The 16,990-nt window shown below is 71.7% G+C and carries 18 protein-coding genes and 1 pseudogene; 8 read left to right on the plus strand and 11 right to left on the minus strand.

What is annotated here, in order from left to right; translation table 11 throughout:
* Window positions 1-19: 19 nt before the first annotated feature.
* A pseudogene (locus tag CGL27_RS38460) lies at window positions 20-912 on the minus strand (bile acid:sodium symporter family protein).
* Between the two features lie 189 nt (window positions 913-1,101).
* Complete coding sequence (locus tag CGL27_RS38465) at window positions 1,102-1,692, minus strand: pyridoxamine 5'-phosphate oxidase family protein (protein ID WP_078639942.1); 591 nt, start codon at window positions 1,690-1,692, stop codon at window positions 1,102-1,104.
* Between the two features lie 51 nt (window positions 1,693-1,743).
* On the opposite strand from CGL27_RS38465, the gene CGL27_RS38470 reads away from it, so the two are divergent.
* Window positions 1,744-2,145 carry a DUF488 family protein gene (locus CGL27_RS38470; protein WP_119992254.1) on the plus strand — a complete coding sequence of 134 codons (402 nt, stop codon included), beginning with the start codon at window positions 1,744-1,746 and terminating at the stop codon, window positions 2,143-2,145.
* A 43-nt stretch (window positions 2,146-2,188) separates the two neighbouring features.
* On the opposite strand, the gene CGL27_RS38475 is transcribed toward CGL27_RS38470, so the two are convergent.
* From CGL27_RS38475 to CGL27_RS38495, 5 genes are all read right to left on the minus strand, one after another.
* Window positions 2,189-2,929 carry an FAD:protein FMN transferase gene (locus CGL27_RS38475; protein WP_119994763.1) on the minus strand — a complete coding sequence of 247 codons (741 nt, stop codon included), beginning with the start codon at window positions 2,927-2,929 and terminating at the stop codon, window positions 2,189-2,191.
* A gap of 47 nt (window positions 2,930-2,976) precedes the next feature.
* On the minus strand, window positions 2,977-3,453 hold the full coding sequence (locus tag CGL27_RS38480; RefSeq protein ID WP_119992255.1) for an FMN-binding protein: 477 nt from the start codon (window positions 3,451-3,453) through the stop codon (window positions 2,977-2,979).
* A gap of 132 nt (window positions 3,454-3,585) precedes the next feature.
* Window positions 3,586-4,914, minus strand: coding sequence for a ferredoxin reductase family protein (locus tag CGL27_RS38485; protein ID WP_162953352.1), 1,329 nt, complete (start codon window positions 4,912-4,914; stop codon window positions 3,586-3,588).
* 175 nt (window positions 4,915-5,089) lie between these two features.
* Window positions 5,090-5,950 (minus strand): endonuclease/exonuclease/phosphatase family protein, encoded by an 861-nt coding sequence (locus tag CGL27_RS38490; RefSeq protein ID WP_119992257.1) that lies wholly within the window; start codon window positions 5,948-5,950, stop codon window positions 5,090-5,092.
* A 110-nt stretch (window positions 5,951-6,060) separates the two neighbouring features.
* Entirely contained in the window at window positions 6,061-6,303 is a 243-nt protein-coding gene (locus CGL27_RS38495; RefSeq protein ID WP_162953160.1) for a hypothetical protein, read from the minus strand.
* 364 nt (window positions 6,304-6,667) lie between these two features.
* Between CGL27_RS38495 and CGL27_RS38505 the strand changes: the two genes are divergently transcribed.
* The 3 genes from CGL27_RS38505 to CGL27_RS38515 all read left to right on the plus strand — a co-directional run bounded on the left by CGL27_RS38505 (window position 6,668) and on the right by CGL27_RS38515 (window position 10,440).
* The gene (locus tag CGL27_RS38505; RefSeq protein WP_078639932.1) at window positions 6,668-7,864 is read left to right on the plus strand and encodes an argininosuccinate synthase; all 1,197 of its coding nucleotides are present in this window, start codon (window positions 6,668-6,670) and stop codon (window positions 7,862-7,864) included.
* A gap of 131 nt (window positions 7,865-7,995) precedes the next feature.
* Window positions 7,996-9,426 (plus strand): argininosuccinate lyase, encoded by a 1,431-nt coding sequence (gene argH / locus CGL27_RS38510; protein WP_078639931.1) that lies wholly within the window; start codon window positions 7,996-7,998, stop codon window positions 9,424-9,426.
* A gap of 24 nt (window positions 9,427-9,450) precedes the next feature.
* Entirely contained in the window at window positions 9,451-10,440 is a 990-nt protein-coding gene (locus tag CGL27_RS38515; protein WP_119992258.1) for an aldo/keto reductase, read from the plus strand.
* A gap of 143 nt (window positions 10,441-10,583) precedes the next feature.
* Here the strand turns inward: CGL27_RS38515 and CGL27_RS38520 are convergent, their stop codons facing one another.
* The gene (locus CGL27_RS38520) at window positions 10,584-11,411 is read right to left on the minus strand and encodes an alpha/beta hydrolase (RefSeq protein WP_119992259.1); all 828 of its coding nucleotides are present in this window, start codon (window positions 11,409-11,411) and stop codon (window positions 10,584-10,586) included.
* 305 nt (window positions 11,412-11,716) lie between these two features.
* Complete coding sequence (locus tag CGL27_RS38525; RefSeq protein WP_240450789.1) at window positions 11,717-12,412, minus strand: lysophospholipid acyltransferase family protein; 696 nt, start codon at window positions 12,410-12,412, stop codon at window positions 11,717-11,719.
* A gap of 240 nt (window positions 12,413-12,652) precedes the next feature.
* On the opposite strand from CGL27_RS38525, the gene CGL27_RS38530 reads away from it, so the two are divergent.
* The 3 genes from CGL27_RS38530 (at window position 12,653) to CGL27_RS38540 (ending at window position 15,104) form a co-directional block, all read left to right on the plus strand.
* Window positions 12,653-13,822, plus strand: coding sequence for a glycerophosphodiester phosphodiesterase (locus tag CGL27_RS38530; protein WP_119992260.1), 1,170 nt, complete (start codon window positions 12,653-12,655; stop codon window positions 13,820-13,822).
* A gap of 135 nt (window positions 13,823-13,957) precedes the next feature.
* Window positions 13,958-14,479 (plus strand): sigma-70 family RNA polymerase sigma factor, encoded by a 522-nt coding sequence (locus tag CGL27_RS38535; RefSeq protein ID WP_078639927.1) that lies wholly within the window; start codon window positions 13,958-13,960, stop codon window positions 14,477-14,479.
* Window positions 14,480-14,600: 121 nt separating this feature from the next.
* Window positions 14,601-15,104, plus strand: a complete 504-nt coding sequence (locus tag CGL27_RS38540; protein WP_078639926.1) for a GNAT family N-acetyltransferase — start codon at window positions 14,601-14,603, stop codon at window positions 15,102-15,104.
* Between the two features lie 98 nt (window positions 15,105-15,202).
* Here CGL27_RS38540 and CGL27_RS38545 read toward each other — a convergent pair whose 3' ends face one another.
* Window positions 15,203-15,670: a hypothetical protein gene (locus CGL27_RS38545; RefSeq protein ID WP_205587821.1), complete on the minus strand. Its 468-nt coding sequence runs from the start codon at window positions 15,668-15,670 to the stop codon at window positions 15,203-15,205.
* Window positions 15,671-15,713: 43 nt separating this feature from the next.
* Window positions 15,714-16,082 (minus strand): hypothetical protein, encoded by a 369-nt coding sequence (locus CGL27_RS38550; protein WP_078639924.1) that lies wholly within the window; start codon window positions 16,080-16,082, stop codon window positions 15,714-15,716.
* A 148-nt stretch (window positions 16,083-16,230) separates the two neighbouring features.
* Between CGL27_RS38550 and CGL27_RS38555 the strand changes: the two genes are divergently transcribed.
* Window positions 16,231-16,878, plus strand: coding sequence for an HAD-IA family hydrolase (locus CGL27_RS38555; protein WP_014056171.1), 648 nt, complete (start codon window positions 16,231-16,233; stop codon window positions 16,876-16,878).
* The last annotated feature ends 112 nt before the right edge of the window (window positions 16,879-16,990 follow it).

The raw sequence follows: 16,990 nt of genomic DNA on the forward strand, positions 1-16,990 counted from the left end.
AACGGTCGGATGACCGCCGTCAGCCGGCGGTCGCCCTGCGCGCCCGGTACGACATCCAGGCCGCGACCAGCGCGCCCGAGACGTTGTGCCAGACGGAGAACACGGCGGCCGGGAGGGCGGCCAGCGGGCTGAAGTGGGCGGCGGCCAGGGAGGCGGCGAGCCCGGAGTTCTGCATGCCGACCTCGAAGGCCATGGCGCGGCTGGCGGGCGGGCCCAGCCGGGCCACCTTGCCGGCCCCGTATCCCAGTGCCAGGCCGAGCCCGTTGTGGAGCACCACGGCGAGCAGCACCAGCGCCGCCGCCGACTTGATGGCGTCGGCGCTGGCCGCCACCACGACCGCGACGATCACGCCGATCGTGACGGCCGACAGCCAGGGCAGCAGCCCCAGCACCCGGTGGACGAACCGCCCGGCGACCAGCCGTACGACCAGCCCCCGACCACCGGCAGCAGCACGGTCTTGAGGATGTCGGTGACCATCGACCCCGCGTCCACCGGCAGGAACTCCCCGGCCAGCAGCAGCGTCAGCGGCGGGGTGACCAGGGGCGCGAGCACCGTGGAGACGGTGGCGACCGAGACCGACAGGGCCACATCGCCGCGCGCCAGATAGGTCACCACATTCGAGGCCGTTCCGCTCGGCGCACAGCCGACCAGGATGACTCCGGCCGCCAACTGCGGGGAGAGACCGAGGGCGTTGGCGATCAGCCACCCCAGCCCCGGCATGATCACGTAGTGCGCGACCAGCCCGAGGGCCACCGCCCACGGCCGCTTGACCACACCGGAGAAGTCCTGCGGGGTCATGGTCAGCCCCATACAGAACATGATCACGCCGAGCAGATAGGGCACGTTCGGCGCCCAGCCGCTGAAGGTGCCGGGTGTGCTGAGGCCCGCCGCCCCGGCGGCGAGGACCAGGATGGGGAAGACGGTGACGGCCCGCCGGGCCGCCCGGTCGGTGGAGGTGGACTCCGGCGACGGCGAGGGCGGCTGCGCCGCCGTCGCCGAGGGGTCCGCCGCGGAGCTCTTCGATTCGGATCGCACCGCGTGATCGAACGCTTCCGGAGGCACCTTCCGCAACACCGTCTCGTTATGTGGTCACTACACCCACTAGGGGGAGCCGAGAGGCGGCAGCGGCAGCGGAAGCCCCGGCAGACCGTCGATGCTGCTGGCGATGTGCTCCTTCTTGTGGAAGTAGCGGTCCAGCGACGCGTCGTCCTCCCGCCGGAAGCGGTCGCCGTGCAGCGTGCGCTCCTCGCGATAGTCCATGAAGGGGACCGCGAAGCCGCAGGTGTCCCGGATCAGCTCGGCCGTCACCACGATCACCGCCCGCAGCCCGTGGGCGTCCACGTCGATGCCCGGGAAGTGCTTCAGCAGCGCGCCGAACCGCGGATCGTCACGGAACACCGGCTCGCCCCGGCCATGCACTCGGACGATATTCGGCGGGCCGGTGAAGGCGCACCACATCAGGGTGATCCTGCCGTTCTCCCGCAGATGGGCGATGGTCTCCGCGTTGCTCCCCGCGAAGTCCAGGTAGCCCACGGTCAGTTCGTCGAGTACGGCGAAGGAGCCGGCCAGCCCCTTCGGAGAGAGGTTCACCGTGCCGTCCCCGTCCAGCGGGGCGGTGGCGGTGAAGAAGATCTTCTGCTCTTCGATGAAGGTGCGGAGTCTGCCGTCGATGCGTTCGTACACCTTTCCCATATGGCGCATTATCCTCGCGGGTGGCCGCCGGGGCGATGCTTCCATGGGTGTATGGCCTCCAAGAAAGCCTCCGCGCGAGCGTCCGAGACCGGGCCCGCGATCCGCATCCGCCGGGTGTACGACACCCCCGGCCCGGACGACGGCACCCGTGTCCTGGTGGACCGCGTCTGGCCCCGCGGCCTCGCCAAGGCCGACGCCCACCTGGACGAATGGGCCAAGGACGCCGCCCCCTCCACCGAACTGCGCCGTTGGTACGGCCACGAACCGGACCGCTTCCCCGAATTCACCCGCCGCTACCGCGCCGAACTCACCACCCCGGAGCGCCAGGCGGCCGTCGACCACCTCCACGCCCTGGCCACCTCCGGCCCCCTGACCCTCCTCACGGCCGTGAAGGACCTCGACCTCGGCCATGTCCAGGTCCTGGCCGAGGCGATCCGCGACCACGAGAAATGACCGCCGCTCAGAGGCCGTCCCGTACGCACGGCTCCGCCGCGCCCTATACGCACAGCCCCGCCGTATAGCGGGCGAAGCCGCTGGTGTGCCAGGTGGTGCCGTCGGCGGTGATGACGAATGCCTCGGCGTCGGGGAGCCGTCCCAGCCAGGGGCGGGCGCGGTCGGCGCCCATGGCGCAGGCGGCCGTGGCCCAGGCGTCCGCGTCGGCCAGGCTGGTGGCGATCACGGTGACCGAGGCCAGGCCCTGTGCCGGGGGGAGTCCGGTGCGCGGGTCCAGGATGTGGCAGCCCCGCTCGGCCGGGCCGGAGGTGGCCACGGCCAGTTCGCCGTGTGCCTCCACGACCGCCGCCAGCTCGCCCCGGCGCAGCGGATCGGCGATGCCCACCCGCCACGGGCCGCCGTGGACCTGGACGTCGCCGCCGCCGTTCACACACACCGACCCGGCGCCCGAGGAGACCAGCATCCGGGCGGCGCGTTCCACGGCCCAGCCCTTGACCAGGCCCGTCGGGTCGGGCCGGCCACCGGCGTAGCGGGCGCTGAACCAGCCGCCGCTGCGGTGCTCGGCGTCCTCGCACATCCGCAGCACGTCCCGGACCTCCGGGGCGCACCGCGACAGCGTCAGCTCACCGCGCCCCAGCCGGCTGATCTGGCTGTCCGGGCGATAGGTGGAGAACAGCTCGTCCACCCGGTGCAGCCCCACCACGGCCCCGTCCAGCGCGGCCTGCACCCGGGGCCGGTCGGTGGCCGCGACCTCGCGTACGTCGAAGGAGAAGACCGTGCCCATGACGTGCTCGACATGGCGCAGCGGCCCGGGTTCGTAGCTCTGGTACGTCACTGGGCACCTGCCTTGTCGAGAGCGCTCTGCAAGGACTTGGCATAGCCCTCGCTCGTGTAGGTGGCACCGGAGACCGTGTCCACCTTCGCCGCGGCCACCGCCTGCTGATTGAGCTTCGGGATGGAGTCCTTGGCGATCTGGTCGCTCTGCGGACCGGAGTTCGGCGTCTTGACCGCCTGCGCGGCGGTGATCTTCCCGCCGCTGACGGTGAGGCTCACCTGGACCGGGCCGTACTGGGTCTGCGCGACGTCGCCGGTGACGGTACGGGCGCCGCCCGCACCCGCCCCGGCCCCCGCGCCGCCCCCGCCCGGCTGTGCCGTGGCCGCGACCGGGGGCGCCTGCCCCGGCTGGTTCTGGGCGACGGCCTCACCGCCCCCCGAACCCGGCTGCTTCAGTGCGAGCAGCAGCACCACACCGGAGACGGTGGCGGCCGTGCCCAGGACGATGCGGCGCAGCGGATGCTTCCTCTTCATGGCTTCCCCTCGGTCACAGCTCGAACGACTGGGTCACGGCTCGAATGTCTCGGTCACGGCGTGAACGTCTCGGTCACGGCGTGAACGTCTCGGTCACGGCTCGGACGTTTGGTCACGGCTCGGACGTCTCGGTCACAGCTCGAAGGATTCGTGGTGGATCCGGCGATCCGGAACGCCCGCCTCACGCAGCGCGCCGTACGCGTGCTCGGCCAGGCCCGGTGGGCCGCACAGATACACGTCGTGGTCCTCGATATCGGGGAGCAGATGGCCCAGCCGCTCCGCGGTGATCTCCGGCCGGGCGCCGTCCGGGCCGTTCACGGCGTACAGCAGCCGGGCCCCGCGCTCGGTCGCGATCTGCTTCAGCTCGCTCCACAGCGCCAGATCCCCGACGCTGCGGGCCCGGTACAGCAGAGTGAGGTCGCTGCCCTTGCCCGGCAGCGTCTCGAACAGCGCCCGGATCGGGGTGATCCCGGCCCCGCCCGCGATCATCAGCACCTTGCCGCGGCTGCGCCGCGCCGCGGTCATCGCGCCGTACGGCCCCTCCGCCCACACCCGTGTCCCCGGCCGCAGCGAGGCCAGCCCGGTGCTGTGGCCGCCCACCGCCTTCACCGTGATCCGCAGCAGCTCCGGCCGGGGCGGCGCGGAGAGCGAGTACGGATGGGAGCCCCAGCGCATGCCCGGAGCCAGGAACCGCCACCGGAAGAACTGCCCGGCCTGCGCCCCTATGCGGTGCAGCTTGCGCCCCCTGATCAGCACCGACACCACCCCGGGCGCCTCGGGCACGACGGCCTCCACCCGCATCCGGTGCCGCAGATTCAGCCGCAGCGGCACCAGCAGCCGGTACCAGACCGCCAGCGCGGTGACCGTGCCGTACAGCGCGTACCAGGCGGTCTCCGCGGTCTTGTTCCCGACGAACTCCGCGCCGGTGGCGAGCTGGTGCCAGAACGTCAGGAAGACCGCGGCGTAGGTGAGCAGATGCAGGTAGTACCAGACCTCGTAGGGCATCCGGCGGCGCACCATCCCGGCCGAGATCAGTCCGATCACCACCAGCATCGCGGTGCCGACCGTCGCCTTGATCATGTCCGGGTAGTCCGTGACCACGGTCACGGACTGGTCGACGAAGCCGGTGCCGGCCTGCTCGGCGTATCCGGCGATGATCAGCCCGACATGCGCCACGATCAGGCACAGCGCGTACCGCCCGCTCATCGCGTGCCACCGCGCCACCCGGTCCGATCCCACCCGCCGCTCCAGCGCCGGAACGCGCGCCATCTGCAGGACGACGAGGGCCAGGACATAGCCGCCGAGCAGCCCACTGAGCCGCCCGGCGTGGGTCAGCCACTGCGCGGTGCCCTCGACGTTCGGAGTGTTCTGCCACCACAGCGACAGCACCGCCGCCGCGCCCGCCCAGCTGAGCAGGATCAACGGCACGGCTGGCGAACGGCGAGGCTGGATGCGGCGCATGGCCTGCCGCCGCCCGGCCCGGCTGTTCAGTAGCGTCGTCACGGCCTGTCCCCTTCCCTTGGGCTCCGGCGCAAGGGAATACGGCCGCGAGCGCGGGATGACTCAAAGGCCGCCGGGATTCACAGGTTTCGGTCGGGGTTCACAGGTTCGGGCCCGGAATCACAGGTTCCGGGATTCACCGGTGGTGGCGGCGTACGGGCATCCGCAGGTCGCTCACCACCGGCAGATGGTCGGACGCCGCCGGGTCCGCCGTGACCACCTGGGCGGTGAGCGGGCGCAGGTCGCGGGAGGCGAGGTGGAAGTCGATGCGGGCGTGCGGGTTGAGCGCGTCATAGGTGAAGCCGTCGCCGCTGCCGGCCCGCGGCCACACGTCGTCGAGCGCGCCGGTCAGGATCCCGATCTCCGGGGTCTCGGGCGTGGCGTTCAGGTCACCGACCAGGACGGTGTGTTCGGGGGAGGGCCCGAGGAGCTCGACGATCCGGGCGGCCTGCTGCTCGCGCTCCTTGTTGTCGTCGTGCTGCAGATGCGTCACGGCGAAGTCGACGCAGGTGCCGCGCACGTCCACGGTGGCCTGGAGCAGGCCGCGCTGCTCATGGCCGGGGACGAGCGGAAGGTGGGTGTTGGTCCACGACCGGATCGGCCCGCGGGAGAGCACCGCGGTGCCGTACTGACGGCGCGGCCGCCCGGGCTCCTCCGGGGCCAAGTCGAGGTTGGCGCCGAAGACGTGATGCGTCCCCAGCCGTTCGGCCAGCCAGGCGGGCTGGTCGACGAAGCCGCTGCGCTTCCAGTACCGGTCGACCTCCTGCAGGCCGATGACGTCCACCCGCAGGTCCTCGATCACCCGGGCGACGCGTTCCAGGTCCAGTACGTCGGCGGGGCTCGCGCCGTGGTGGATGTTGAACGTGGCCACGCGCAGCCGCCGCGGACCCGTGGCGGCGGCCGCCACCCCGGACGTCCCGGCGGCGGCCGTGGCGCCGAGGCCGGCCGCCACGGCGAGGAATCTGCGTCGACTGGGGGCAGTATTCAGGTGATTCATGGCGGTCAGCGTGCGTTCCGGTTCCGAACGTCGTCCCACGGCGCCATGAACGGCCCTGGGCGGGCGGGAGTCGTCGTCGCGTCCCACCCACCAGGGAACCGCGAACGATGTCACCGATGGTCGAACTTGATCGGGTAGGACACCGTAGAGCGCGGTATGGGCTGCTTCTTGCCGCCCTTCCCGTTCTTGGTGCCCTTCCCGTCGTCCTTCTTCTTTTCGAAGTGGACCGGGTACCGGGCCGTCTGATGCGGATTCGGCGACTTGCCGTCGCGGGTGTTGCCGTCACCATGGTTGTTGATCACCAACACCCCCACCACGATCGCGCCGAGTATCATCGTCTGCTTCTTCTGCACCGGCCCCGACTCCCCTTCGGTCCGCAGCTGTGTCTCCCCAGTACCGACCATGGTGACATCACCGCGTCAGCCATACGAGCCGTCCGGCGGCATGGCAACCTCGTCGTCACGCGGGCCGGTTGCGCCAGGGGGGGGCCGGACCTCAGGTCCTGCGCTTGAAATCGCCCGTGGGGATGTCGACCGTGCTGCCATCCCTCAGGCGAAGCGTGACGGTCTCGCCGTAGGTGTATTCGTCCCGCGATGCGTAGCTGTCGTCTGCCGCTGCCTGACGCCCTCCCGCCTTCCGCTTTGACGAACCATGCGGCCCAGTGCATACTTATGCCTAAGCACGCATGGATCGTCAATGGATCGTAAGGAGGCACCCGTGACCGAGCGCGTCGTACTCGCCTACTCGGGCGGCCTGGACACGTCCGTCGCCATCGGCTGGATCGCCGAGGAGACGGGTGCCGAGGTCGTCGCCGTCGCCGTGGACGTCGGCCAGGGCGGGGAGGACCTGGACGTCATCCGCAAGCGCGCGCTCGCCTGCGGGGCGGTCGAGGCGGAGGTCGCGGACGCGAAGGACGAGTTCGCCGAGGAGTACTGCCTTCCGGCGATCAAGGCCAACGCGCTGTACATGGACCGCTACCCGCTGGTGTCCGCGCTGTCCCGGCCGACGATCGTGAAGCACCTGGTCGCCGCCGCCCGCAAGCACGGCGCCGGGACCGTCGCCCACGGCTGCACCGGCAAGGGCAACGACCAGGTGCGGTTCGAGGCGGGCATCTCCTCCCTCGCACCCGATCTGACCTGCATCGCGCCGGTCCGGGACTATGCGATGACCCGGGACAGGGCGATCGCCTTCTGCGAGGCCAAGGGCCTGCCGATCGCGACCACCAAGAAGTCCCCGTACTCGATCGACCAGAACGTCTTCGGGCGGGCCGTGGAGACCGGCTTCCTGGAGGACATCTGGAACGCGCCGATCGAGGACGTGTACGAGTACACCTCCAACCCGGCCACCCCGCGCGAGGCCGACGAGGTGATCATCACCTTCGACAAGGGCGTCCCCGTCGCGATCGACGGCGAGCCGGTCACCGTGCTGCAGGCCATCCAGCGGCTCAACGAGCGGGCGGGCGCCCAGGGCGTCGGCCGGATCGACATGGTCGAGGACAGGCTGGTGGGGATCAAGTCGCGGGAGGTCTACGAGGCGCCCGGCGCCATCGCGCTGATCACCGCCCACCAGGAGCTGGAGGCCGTCACCGTCGAGCGCGAGCTGGCCCGCTACAAGCGGCAGGTCGAACAGCGCTGGGGCGAGCTGGTCTACGACGGTCTGTGGTTCTCGCCGCTCAAGCGGGCGCTGGACGGCTTCATCGCCGAGGCGAACGAGCAGGTCTCCGGCGAGATCCGGATGACCCTGCACGGCGGCCGGGCCGTCGTCACCGGGCGGAAGTCGCAGGCGTCGCTCTACGACTTCAACCTGGCGACCTACGACAGCGGCGACACCTTCGACCAGTCTCTGTCCAAGGGCTTCATCGAGATCTTCGGGATGTCCAGCAAGATCGCCGCGAAGCGGGATCTGCAGCAGTAGCCTGCGTACCAGACGTAAGCCCGCGTACGAGACGTGCGAGACGTACGAGACGTGCGCGACCACATCGAAGCCGCCTCCCCGCCCCGCGGCGGGGAGGCGGTCGCACACCCCCCGGCCTGAGGAGCAACAGCGTGAGCAACGGCAACAGCGGCGACGTCCGGCTCTGGGGCGGCCGCTTCGCCGACGGCCCGTCCGAGGCACTGGAGAAGCTCAGCGCCTCCGTGCACTTCGACTGGCGCCTGGCGCCGTACGACATCGCCGGATCCCGCGCCCACGCCCGGGTGCTGCACACGGCGGGGCTGCTCACCGCCGATGAGCTGGAGCGGATGCTGGCGGGCCTGGACCGGCTGGAGGCCGATGTCGCCTCCGGCGACTTCACCGGCACCATCGCCGACGAGGACGTGCACACCGCGCTGGAGCGCGGGCTGCTGGAGCGGCTCGGCCCGGACCTCGGCGGCAAACTGCGGGCCGGACGGTCCCGCAACGACCAGATCGCCACCCTCTTCCGGATGTATCTGCGCGATCACGCCCGGATCCTCGGCGGGCTGATCGCCGACCTCCAGCAGGCCCTGGTGGGGCTCGCGGAGGCGCACCCCGACGTCGCGATGCCCGGCCGTACGCACCTCCAGCACGCCCAGCCGGTGCTCTTCGCCCACCATGTCCTCGCCCATGTCCAGGCGCTGTCGCGGAACGCGGAGCGGCTGCGGCAGTGGGACGAGCGCACCGCCGTCTCGCCGTACGGCTCGGGCGCGCTGGCCGGATCCTCGCTCGGGCTCGACCCGCAGGCGGTCGCGGCCGACCTCGGCTTCGAGCGGGGCTCGTCCGCCAACTCGCTCGACGGCACGGCCTCCCGCGACTTCGTCGCCGAGTTCGCGTTCATCACCGCGATGATCGGCGTCGATCTGTCGCGGATCGCGGAGGAGATCATCCTCTGGAACACGAAGGAGTTCTCCTTCGTGACCCTGCACGACGCCTTCTCCACCGGCTCCTCGATCATGCCGCAGAAGAAGAACCCGGACATCGCGGAGCTCGCGCGCGGCAAGTCCGGCCGGCTGATCGGCAACCTCACCGGACTGCTGGCCACGCTCAAGGCCCTGCCGCTCGCGTACAACCGCGACCTCCAGGAGGACAAGGAGCCGGTCTTCGACTCCTGCGATCAGCTCGAGGTGCTGCTCCCGGCCTTCACCGGGATGATGGCGACGCTGACCGTCAACCGCGAGCGCATGGAGGAGCTGGCCCCGGCCGGGTTCTCGCTCGCCACCGACATCGCCGAATGGCTGGTGCGGCAGGGCGTGCCGTTCCGGGTGGCGCACGAGGTCGCGGGGGAATGCGTCAAGGAGTGCGAGCTGACGGGCATCGAGCTCGACCAGCTCACCGATGAGCAGTTCGCCAAGATCTCCCCGCATCTGACGCCGGAGGTACGCGGCGTCCTCAATGTGCCGGGCGCGCTGGCCGCACGCGACGGACGCGGCGGCACCGCCCCCGTGGCGGTGCGGGCCCAGCTCGCGGAGGTCAAGGAGGACCTGGCCGCTCAGTACGCGTGGGCGAGCGCCAAGCGCTGAAACGGAGAGGTGGGGACGTAAGCCATGGGTTTCGAACGACTCGCGAAGATCGCGACCCCCGGGGCGGGGGCGGCCCGGATCGGGCTCGGCCTGGCCGCGGTCGGCCGCCCCGCCTATATCAACCTCGGCCGGGACCGGGACCTCCCGGCCGAGCGCCCGGTCGAGGTGATGCGGCAGCGCAGCCAGGAGTTGCTGGACGCCGCGTACGCCGCCGGGGTGCGCTATCTGGACGCGGCGCGCTCTTACGGCCGGGCCGAGGAGTTCCTCGCCGACTGGCTGCGCGACCGCCCGGACGCCGCGCGGAATGTGGTGGTCGGCTCCAAGTGGGGCTATACGTATGTCGCGGACTGGCGTACCGACGCCGAGACGCACGAGGTCAAGGACCATGGCGTCCAGACCTTCGAGCGGCAGCGCGGGCTGACCGACGCGCTGCTCGGCGACCGGCTGGACCTGTACCAGATCCACTCGGTGACCCCCGAAAGCCCCGCCCTCACCGACCGCGAACTGCAGGCGCGGCTGGCGGAGCTGGCCGCCGAGGGGGTGACGGTCGGCGTGTCCACCAGCGGTCCGCGCCAGGCCGAGGCGATCCGCGCGGCGCTGGCCGTGGAGGTCGAAGGGCGCTCGCTCTTCCGTACCGTCCAGTCCACCTACAACCTGCTGGAGCCCTCGGCCGGGGCGGCGCTGGCCGAGGCCCATGCGGCGGGCCGGGCGGTCATCGTCAAGGAAGCCGTGGCCAACGGCCGGCTCACCGAGGCGGCCGAGCGGCTCCCGACGGCCCTGCGCCAGGTGGCCGAGGAGACGGGCGCGACTCCGGACGCCGTCGCGCTGGCCGCGGTCCTGCACCGTCCCTGGGTGAGCGTCGTCCTCTCCGGCGCCGCCACCACGGCCCAACTGCGCTCCAACCTGGCCGCCGCCGACCTCCGCCTGGACGAGCGTCAGCTCACCGAGCTGGAGCGGCCGGCCGAAACCCCGGAGACCTACTGGCACCACCGCTCCGAGCTGCCCTGGTCCTGACCGCTCGCGGGGCCGTCGGGTCCCCTGGCAGGTGCGGTGCTCTCGGCGCCGCCGGTTGGGCATGGGGTGAGTCGGCTACTTCCAGCCCGGCCGGCGATTGAGGCCACGCCCGAAGGGCGTGCGGGGGGACGGGGAAGACGCGGCTACAACGCGCTCAGGAACGAACGGACCGCGCGGGCGTACGGCCGGGGCGCGTCGTCGTGGATCCAGTGACCGCACCCGGCGAATTCGCGGAGCCTCGTGTTGGGGCGGCGGGCGGCCATCTCGTGGGCGTGGCCCGGTGGCAGCAGCGAGCTGTGCTCGCCGCGCATCAGCAGCGCGGGGCAGGAGGAGCCCAGCCAGTCGTCCCAGAAGTCACCGCACATGGCCTGCTGGGACGCCATCATATGGCTGGGCTCGAACAGCAGCCGCCAGCCGCCCGTTTGGGGGTCCCGTTCGGCGCTGTCGAGGAAGTACGAGGCGTCCGGGATGCCCCGGGACTCGATGTCGGAGCGCAGCTTCTCCCGGTCCACGGCCCAGGTCGGCCACCCCGAGACGTCGAGCACCGGATGGCTGACCACCGGACGGTCCGTCACCGCGCCGATGTCCTCGACGACGAGCGCGCTCACCAGGTCCGGATGGCGGGCGGCCAGGGCGTACGCGCCGACCGCGCCGGTGGAGTGGGCGACGACCGGGACCGGGCTCAGACGCAGCTCCCGCAGGAGTGCGGCGGCGTCGGCCACGTACTCGTCCAGCGTGAACGGGCCACCGCCGCCGGTCAGCCCGTGCCCCCGCTGATCGAGGGCGATCACCCGCCGTTCCGGGGCGAGGGCGGCGGCCAGGGGCGCGTACATCCTGCCCCGGCCGAAGTGGCCGTGCAGGGCCAGCACCGGGTCACCCGGTCCGCCGAAATCGGTCAGGGCGAATCGCCGACCGCGCAGCGTCAGGAAGTCGGGGGAGGGCACGGTCACTGTGGTCACCCGCGGCACCATAGTGCCCGGGCCCGGTGGTGACCAGCGGGTAGCGGAATCTGATCTTCCGCCACGATGGCGACGGGCGAACCGGAGCCGACAGCTCGCCGCGCCCGACGGGTTGGCCGGAACGCCATGCGACGGCGGTTCCGCCGGAGCGGGGACGGCGGATTCGACCGAACGTGCGGGGGTGGCGGCTCGCCGCGGGACACATGTCCGGCGGTTCGCCGGAGACGGGACCGCCGCCGCCCGCCCGCGGAACCTCGGCCCCCCGACACACCACCGCGGCGGCCCGAGCACCGGACCGCGGCGATGCGCCCGAAACGTCAGGCCGCCGCCTTCGCCTTCGTGGCGTAGATGTCCACGTACTCCTGACCCGAGAGCCGCATCACGTGGCTCATCACCTCGTCGGTCACGGCCCGCAGCACATAGCGGTCGCGGTCCATGCCCTCGTAGCGGGTGAACTCCAGCGGCTCGCCGAAACGGACCTGCACCCGGCCCGGCCGCGGCAGCCCCTTGCCGCCCGGCTGGATCCGGTCGGTCCCGATCATCGCGAACGGCACCACGGGCGCGCCGGTCATCAGCGCGAGGCGGGCGATGCCGGTACGGCCGCGGTAGAGGCGGCCGTCGGGGGAGCGGGTGCCCTCGGGGTAGATGCCGAAGACCCGGCCCTCCTCCAGCACCCGGCGCCCCGTCATCAGCGCCGCGACGCCGCCGCGTCCGCCGTCCCGGTCCACCGGGATCATGCCGACGCCGGTGAAGAACCAGGCCATCAGCCGGCCCTTGAGGCCCTTGCCCGTGACGTACTCGTCCTTGCCGATGAAGAAGACCTGACGGTCACAGACCAGCGGCAGGATCATCGAGTCGATGAAGGTGAGATGGTTTCCGGCGAGGATCACCGGGCCCGAGCCCGGAATGCCCTCGGCCCCCTCGACCCGTGGGCGGAACATCAGGCGCATCAGCGGACCGAGTACTGCCTTCAGAAACGCGAATCGGGACACGGGCCCTCCGGTCGGGGTCAAGGTCTGGGGCGCACCGTCGTACGGTCCGTCAACCTCGTACCGCACCGGAGCGCCGATGAGGACGATACTCGCCGGTCGCGCCCCGGCGCACACCAGGTTCACCCACCTGGTACGCAGTGTTGACCCGCGTTCCCTCCGTGTTTCGTCCGATGTCTCCCGTACGAAAGCTGCCCACGCCTACCATCAGCCCATCTTCTGACTGGATTTGACAGGTGTTGAACACCACATCAAGGAGCACAGATGGAGCGGGAGCAACAGCCCGGACGGCGCGCCCTTCTGGGGGCCGCGGCCCTCGGTGCGGGAGCGGTGGCGCTGAGCGGTGCGGGCACGGCGACGGCCGCGGGCACACAGTCGGCGCCGGGCGCGGCGGCTGCCGCGGGGACGTCCGGCCGGGGCCATGAGCTGCCGGTTCCCACCGTGATCGGCCACCGCGGCGCCAGCGGCTACCGGCCCGAGCACACCCTCGGCTCCTACCAGCTCGCCCTGGACATGGGCGCGGACATCGTCGAGCAGGACCTGGTCCCCACCAAGGACGGCCATCTGGTCTGCCGCCACGAGAACGACATCACGGCCACCACGGACGTCTCCGCGCACCCGGAGTTCGCCGACCGCAAGACCACCAAGACGGTCGACGGCACCAAGCTCACCGGCTGGTTCACCGAGGACTTCACCCTCGCCGAGCTGAAGACGCTGCGCGCCAAGGAGCGCATCCCGGGCAACCGTCAGCGCAACACCCTCTACGACGGCCGCTGGGAGGTGCCCACCTTCGAAGAGGTGCTCCAGTGGGCCGAGCGCGAGGGCCGCAAGCGCGGTCGCCGCGTGTGGCTGTACGTGGAGACCAAGCACCCCACCTACTTCCGCAAGCTGGGCCTCGGCCTCGAGGAGCCGCTGGCCAAGCTGCTGCGCCGGTACGGCCGCCACAAGAAGGACGCGGCGCTGTTCCTCCAGTCCTTCGAGCCGAGCAGCATCCAGCGGCTGCGCAAGCTGGTCGGCACCCCGTCCGTCGTGCTGCTGTCCACCATCGACAGCCGGCCCTGGGACTTCGTCGAGGCGAACGACCCGCGTACGGTCGCGGACCTGGTCAAGCCCGAGGGGCTCAAGTGGATCGCGAGCTACGCCCAGGGCATCGGCCCCGATCTGTCGGTCATCATCCCCCGGACGCCGGACGGCAAGCTGGGCACGCCGACCAGCGTGGTGAAGGACGCGCACGCGGCGGGACTGGTCCTGCACCCGTACACCATGCGCAACGAGAACACCTTCCTCCCGGCCGAGTTCCGCCGCGGCACCGACCCCAACGCCTACGGTGACGCTTTCGGGGCGTTCAAGGCATACTTCGCGACCGGAATTGACGGCATCTTCTCCGACAACGCGGACACCGCCCTTCTCGCGGCGGCGGACTTCCGCAAGTAGTCCGCACGGAGTCCGCACGCAGGGGGTGACGGCGGGGCCGCGCGAGCGTCAACGCGCGGCCCCGCCGCTTCCCCGGTCGGGTGAGACCACGGTCACCCGGCAACCACCCCACGACCTGGCCTCGTCCCGCCCGGCATGGACCTTGTGAAGCGACTGGGCCCGCTGCTGGCCGCCGAAGCGGCGGCCGAGGCATACGGCGTCGGCGTCGAGCCCGCCGAACTCGAACAGGCCGTCTGGCTACGGCTGCTGGAACGCACCCGGGACACCGGGCCGCCGCCCCACCCCGCCCGCTGGCTGCGCTGCGCCGTACGGGCCGAGGTGCGCGGGGCCAGGCGCCGGGCGCGCCGTGAGGTGCCGTACGACCCGATGGCCGGCGGCCCGCTCAGCGGCCCTGAGCCCCACCCCGCCGAACACGCCGTACTGACCGCGGAGACCCGCCGGACGCTGCGCGCGGCGGTGCGGCGGCTGCCCGGCCGCTGCCCCGCGCTGCTCGCGGCGATGCTCTCCCGCTCCGACCTCACGTACCGCGAGATCGCGCACCAGTTGGGAATGTCACAGGGCAGTCTGGGCCCGGTACGTTCCCGATGTCTGGCTTGCCTGCGCAGAATGCTCATGGCGGAGGTTGCGGCTCCTGAACCATGGGGAAAGGAGCGATAGACAACCGGCGCCTCGGAGGCGGACGCCCACCACGCGGCGCCTCCACCCAGGCCATGAACCCTCGGTCGCACTCCTACCCTCACCGCGGCCGGGGGACTGAGAATAGGGGAGGCATGCGCACATGGGCATGAGCGTGACCATCTCCGCGGCGACCGCGGACGACGCCGAGCAGATCCTGAAGCTGCAATATCTGTGCTACCAGGGCGAGGCGGAGCTCTACGGCGACTACTCGATCGAACCGCTGACGCAGTCGCTCGACGACCTGCGCGCCGAACTGAGCGGGGGCTGCGTGCTCGTCGCCCGGCTCGGCGCGGAGGTCGTCGGCTCGGTCCGCGGAGTCGTCGACGACAAGGGGACCGCCGCCATCGGCAAGCTGATCGTCCACCCGCGGATGCAGCGGCACGGCCTGGGCGGACGGCTGCTCGCGGCCATCGAGGGGCGGCTGACCGAGGACCGGGCCGCCAAGCGGTACCGGCTGTTCACCGGCCACCGCAGCGAGGGCAATCTGCGGCTGTACCGCCGCTACGGCTACGCCCAGGTGGGCACCGAGGAGGTCAACCGCCGGCTGAGCCTGGTGACCCTGGAGAAGGACGCCACGGCCGCCGCGTACGCGGCCAGCGCTTAGGCCGCGGCCTGACGCGGCCGGTCGCCGGGCGGGCTGGACTGCCGGTCCGCCCGGCGACCGGGCTCAGGGGCGGAGCCCCGGCAGACCCGCGGCCTCGGTCAGGCCGGCGACGCCGTATCCGGTGCGCCCCGGCGGGCCTTGCGCAGCCACAGCAGGCCCGTGACCGGCAGGAAGATCGGGATGAACAGATAGCCCATCCCGTAGTCGGACCACACCGTCTGGTCGGGGAAGGCCGAGGGGTCGGCAAGGGTCCAGGTCCCTACCGTCAGCACCCCCACCAGCTCCGCCGCACAGCAGACCATCGCCGCCTTGCGCGCGCCCTCGCCGCCGCGCACCAGCGAGACCGTGATGAACGCGTACACCACGGCGGAGACCGCCGAGAGGATGTAGGCGAGCGGGGCCTCCTGGTACTGGGCGATCAGCTGGTAGATCGAGCGGGACGCGGCGGCCACGGTGAAGACCCCGTAGAGCAGCACCAGCAGCCGCCCGGGGCCCTGGCCCAGTCCGGTGCGCGCGGCCGTTTCCGTCTTCCCGGCCGTCGTCCCGGCCGCCGAGTCCTCAGCCACCGACGCCTCCCGTGCCCCCCGTGTCTCCCGTGCCTCCTGTGAATCAGCCACCGACGCCTCCCCAGATGTCGTACAGCCGCACCTCGAGCACGGCCAGCACCACGGCCGCCGCGGAGACCGTCGCCGAACCCCAGCGGGTCCGCTCCGTGAGCGACATGAACGCCGCGACCGGCACCGCCAGCGCCGAGCCGATGAGATAGGCCACGAAGATGGCCACCCCCTGCTGCGGGTCGGCGCCGCCCGCCAGCCGCACCACTCCTATGGCCAGCTGCACGATCGCCAGCAGTGCCACCACGGCCATGCCGATGAAGTGCCAGTCCTTGGTCGGCTGGTCCCGGTAGGCGGCGAAGCCGCACCACGCGGCGAGGAGGAGCGCGGTCACACCGAGCGCGACCGTCAGCGCGTCGATCAACGGGACCTCCGCGCGGTGCGGCGGCGCACCCGACTGCGGCGCACACAGGGAGTGACAAGCATGGGACGAGGGTAATCGGCCCGCCCGGCCGCGCTGCGCTCGGCCCCGCGCCCAAGGGCGTCCGCGACCCCCACGTACGCTGCGGCTCATGAAGATCTCCGCTGACGCGCTGTTGTTCGACAACGACGGAACGCTCGTCTCCTCCCTGGACTCGGTGCATCGCTGCTGGACCCGCTGGGCCGAGGAGCAGGGGATTCCGGCGGAGGACTTCGCCCGGGTCGAGCTGCACGGCCGCCCGGCCGACGACATCATCGCCGATCTGCTCCCCGCCGACCGCGCCCCGCGGGCCCGGGCGCGCATCGACGAGCTGGAGCTGGAGGACGTACCGGGCGGGGTGAAGCTGCTCCCCGGCACCGCCGAGCTGCTGGCGGGGCTGCCCGCCGCGCGCTGGGCCGTGGTGACCTCCGCCAACCGCCCGCTGGCCGAGGCCCGCCTGGCCGAGGTGGCGATACGCCCCGGAACGCTGATCACCTCCGACGACATCACCCGTGGCAAGCCCGACCCCGAGCCGTTCCTGCTGGCGGCCGAGCGGCTGGGAGTCGACCCGGCACGCTGTGTGGTCTTCGAGGACGCCCCGGCCGGGCTCGCGGCGGGCCGCGCGGCCGGGATGCGGACCGTGGCATTGACCACAACGACCGCCCGCGAGGAGCTGGTCGCCGACATCGTGGTCGAGGACCTGTCGGCCGTGTCCGCACGGCTCCTCGACGGGGGAGTGGAGATCACCTGCCGGGTCTGAGCCGGACCCCGGCGACCCCCTCCCACCGTCCACGGACCGGTCAAGAACGTCCGCTATACGGACATGCTTGATGGGTCCGTACGCGTGTCTGCTTTACTTGCAGCCATGACCA

Origin of the sequence: Streptomyces sp. 11-1-2, from assembly GCF_003595545.1 — a bacterium.
In the GTDB taxonomy this organism is placed as follows: Bacteria; Actinomycetota; Actinomycetes; order Streptomycetales; family Streptomycetaceae; genus Streptomyces; species Streptomyces hygroscopicus_B.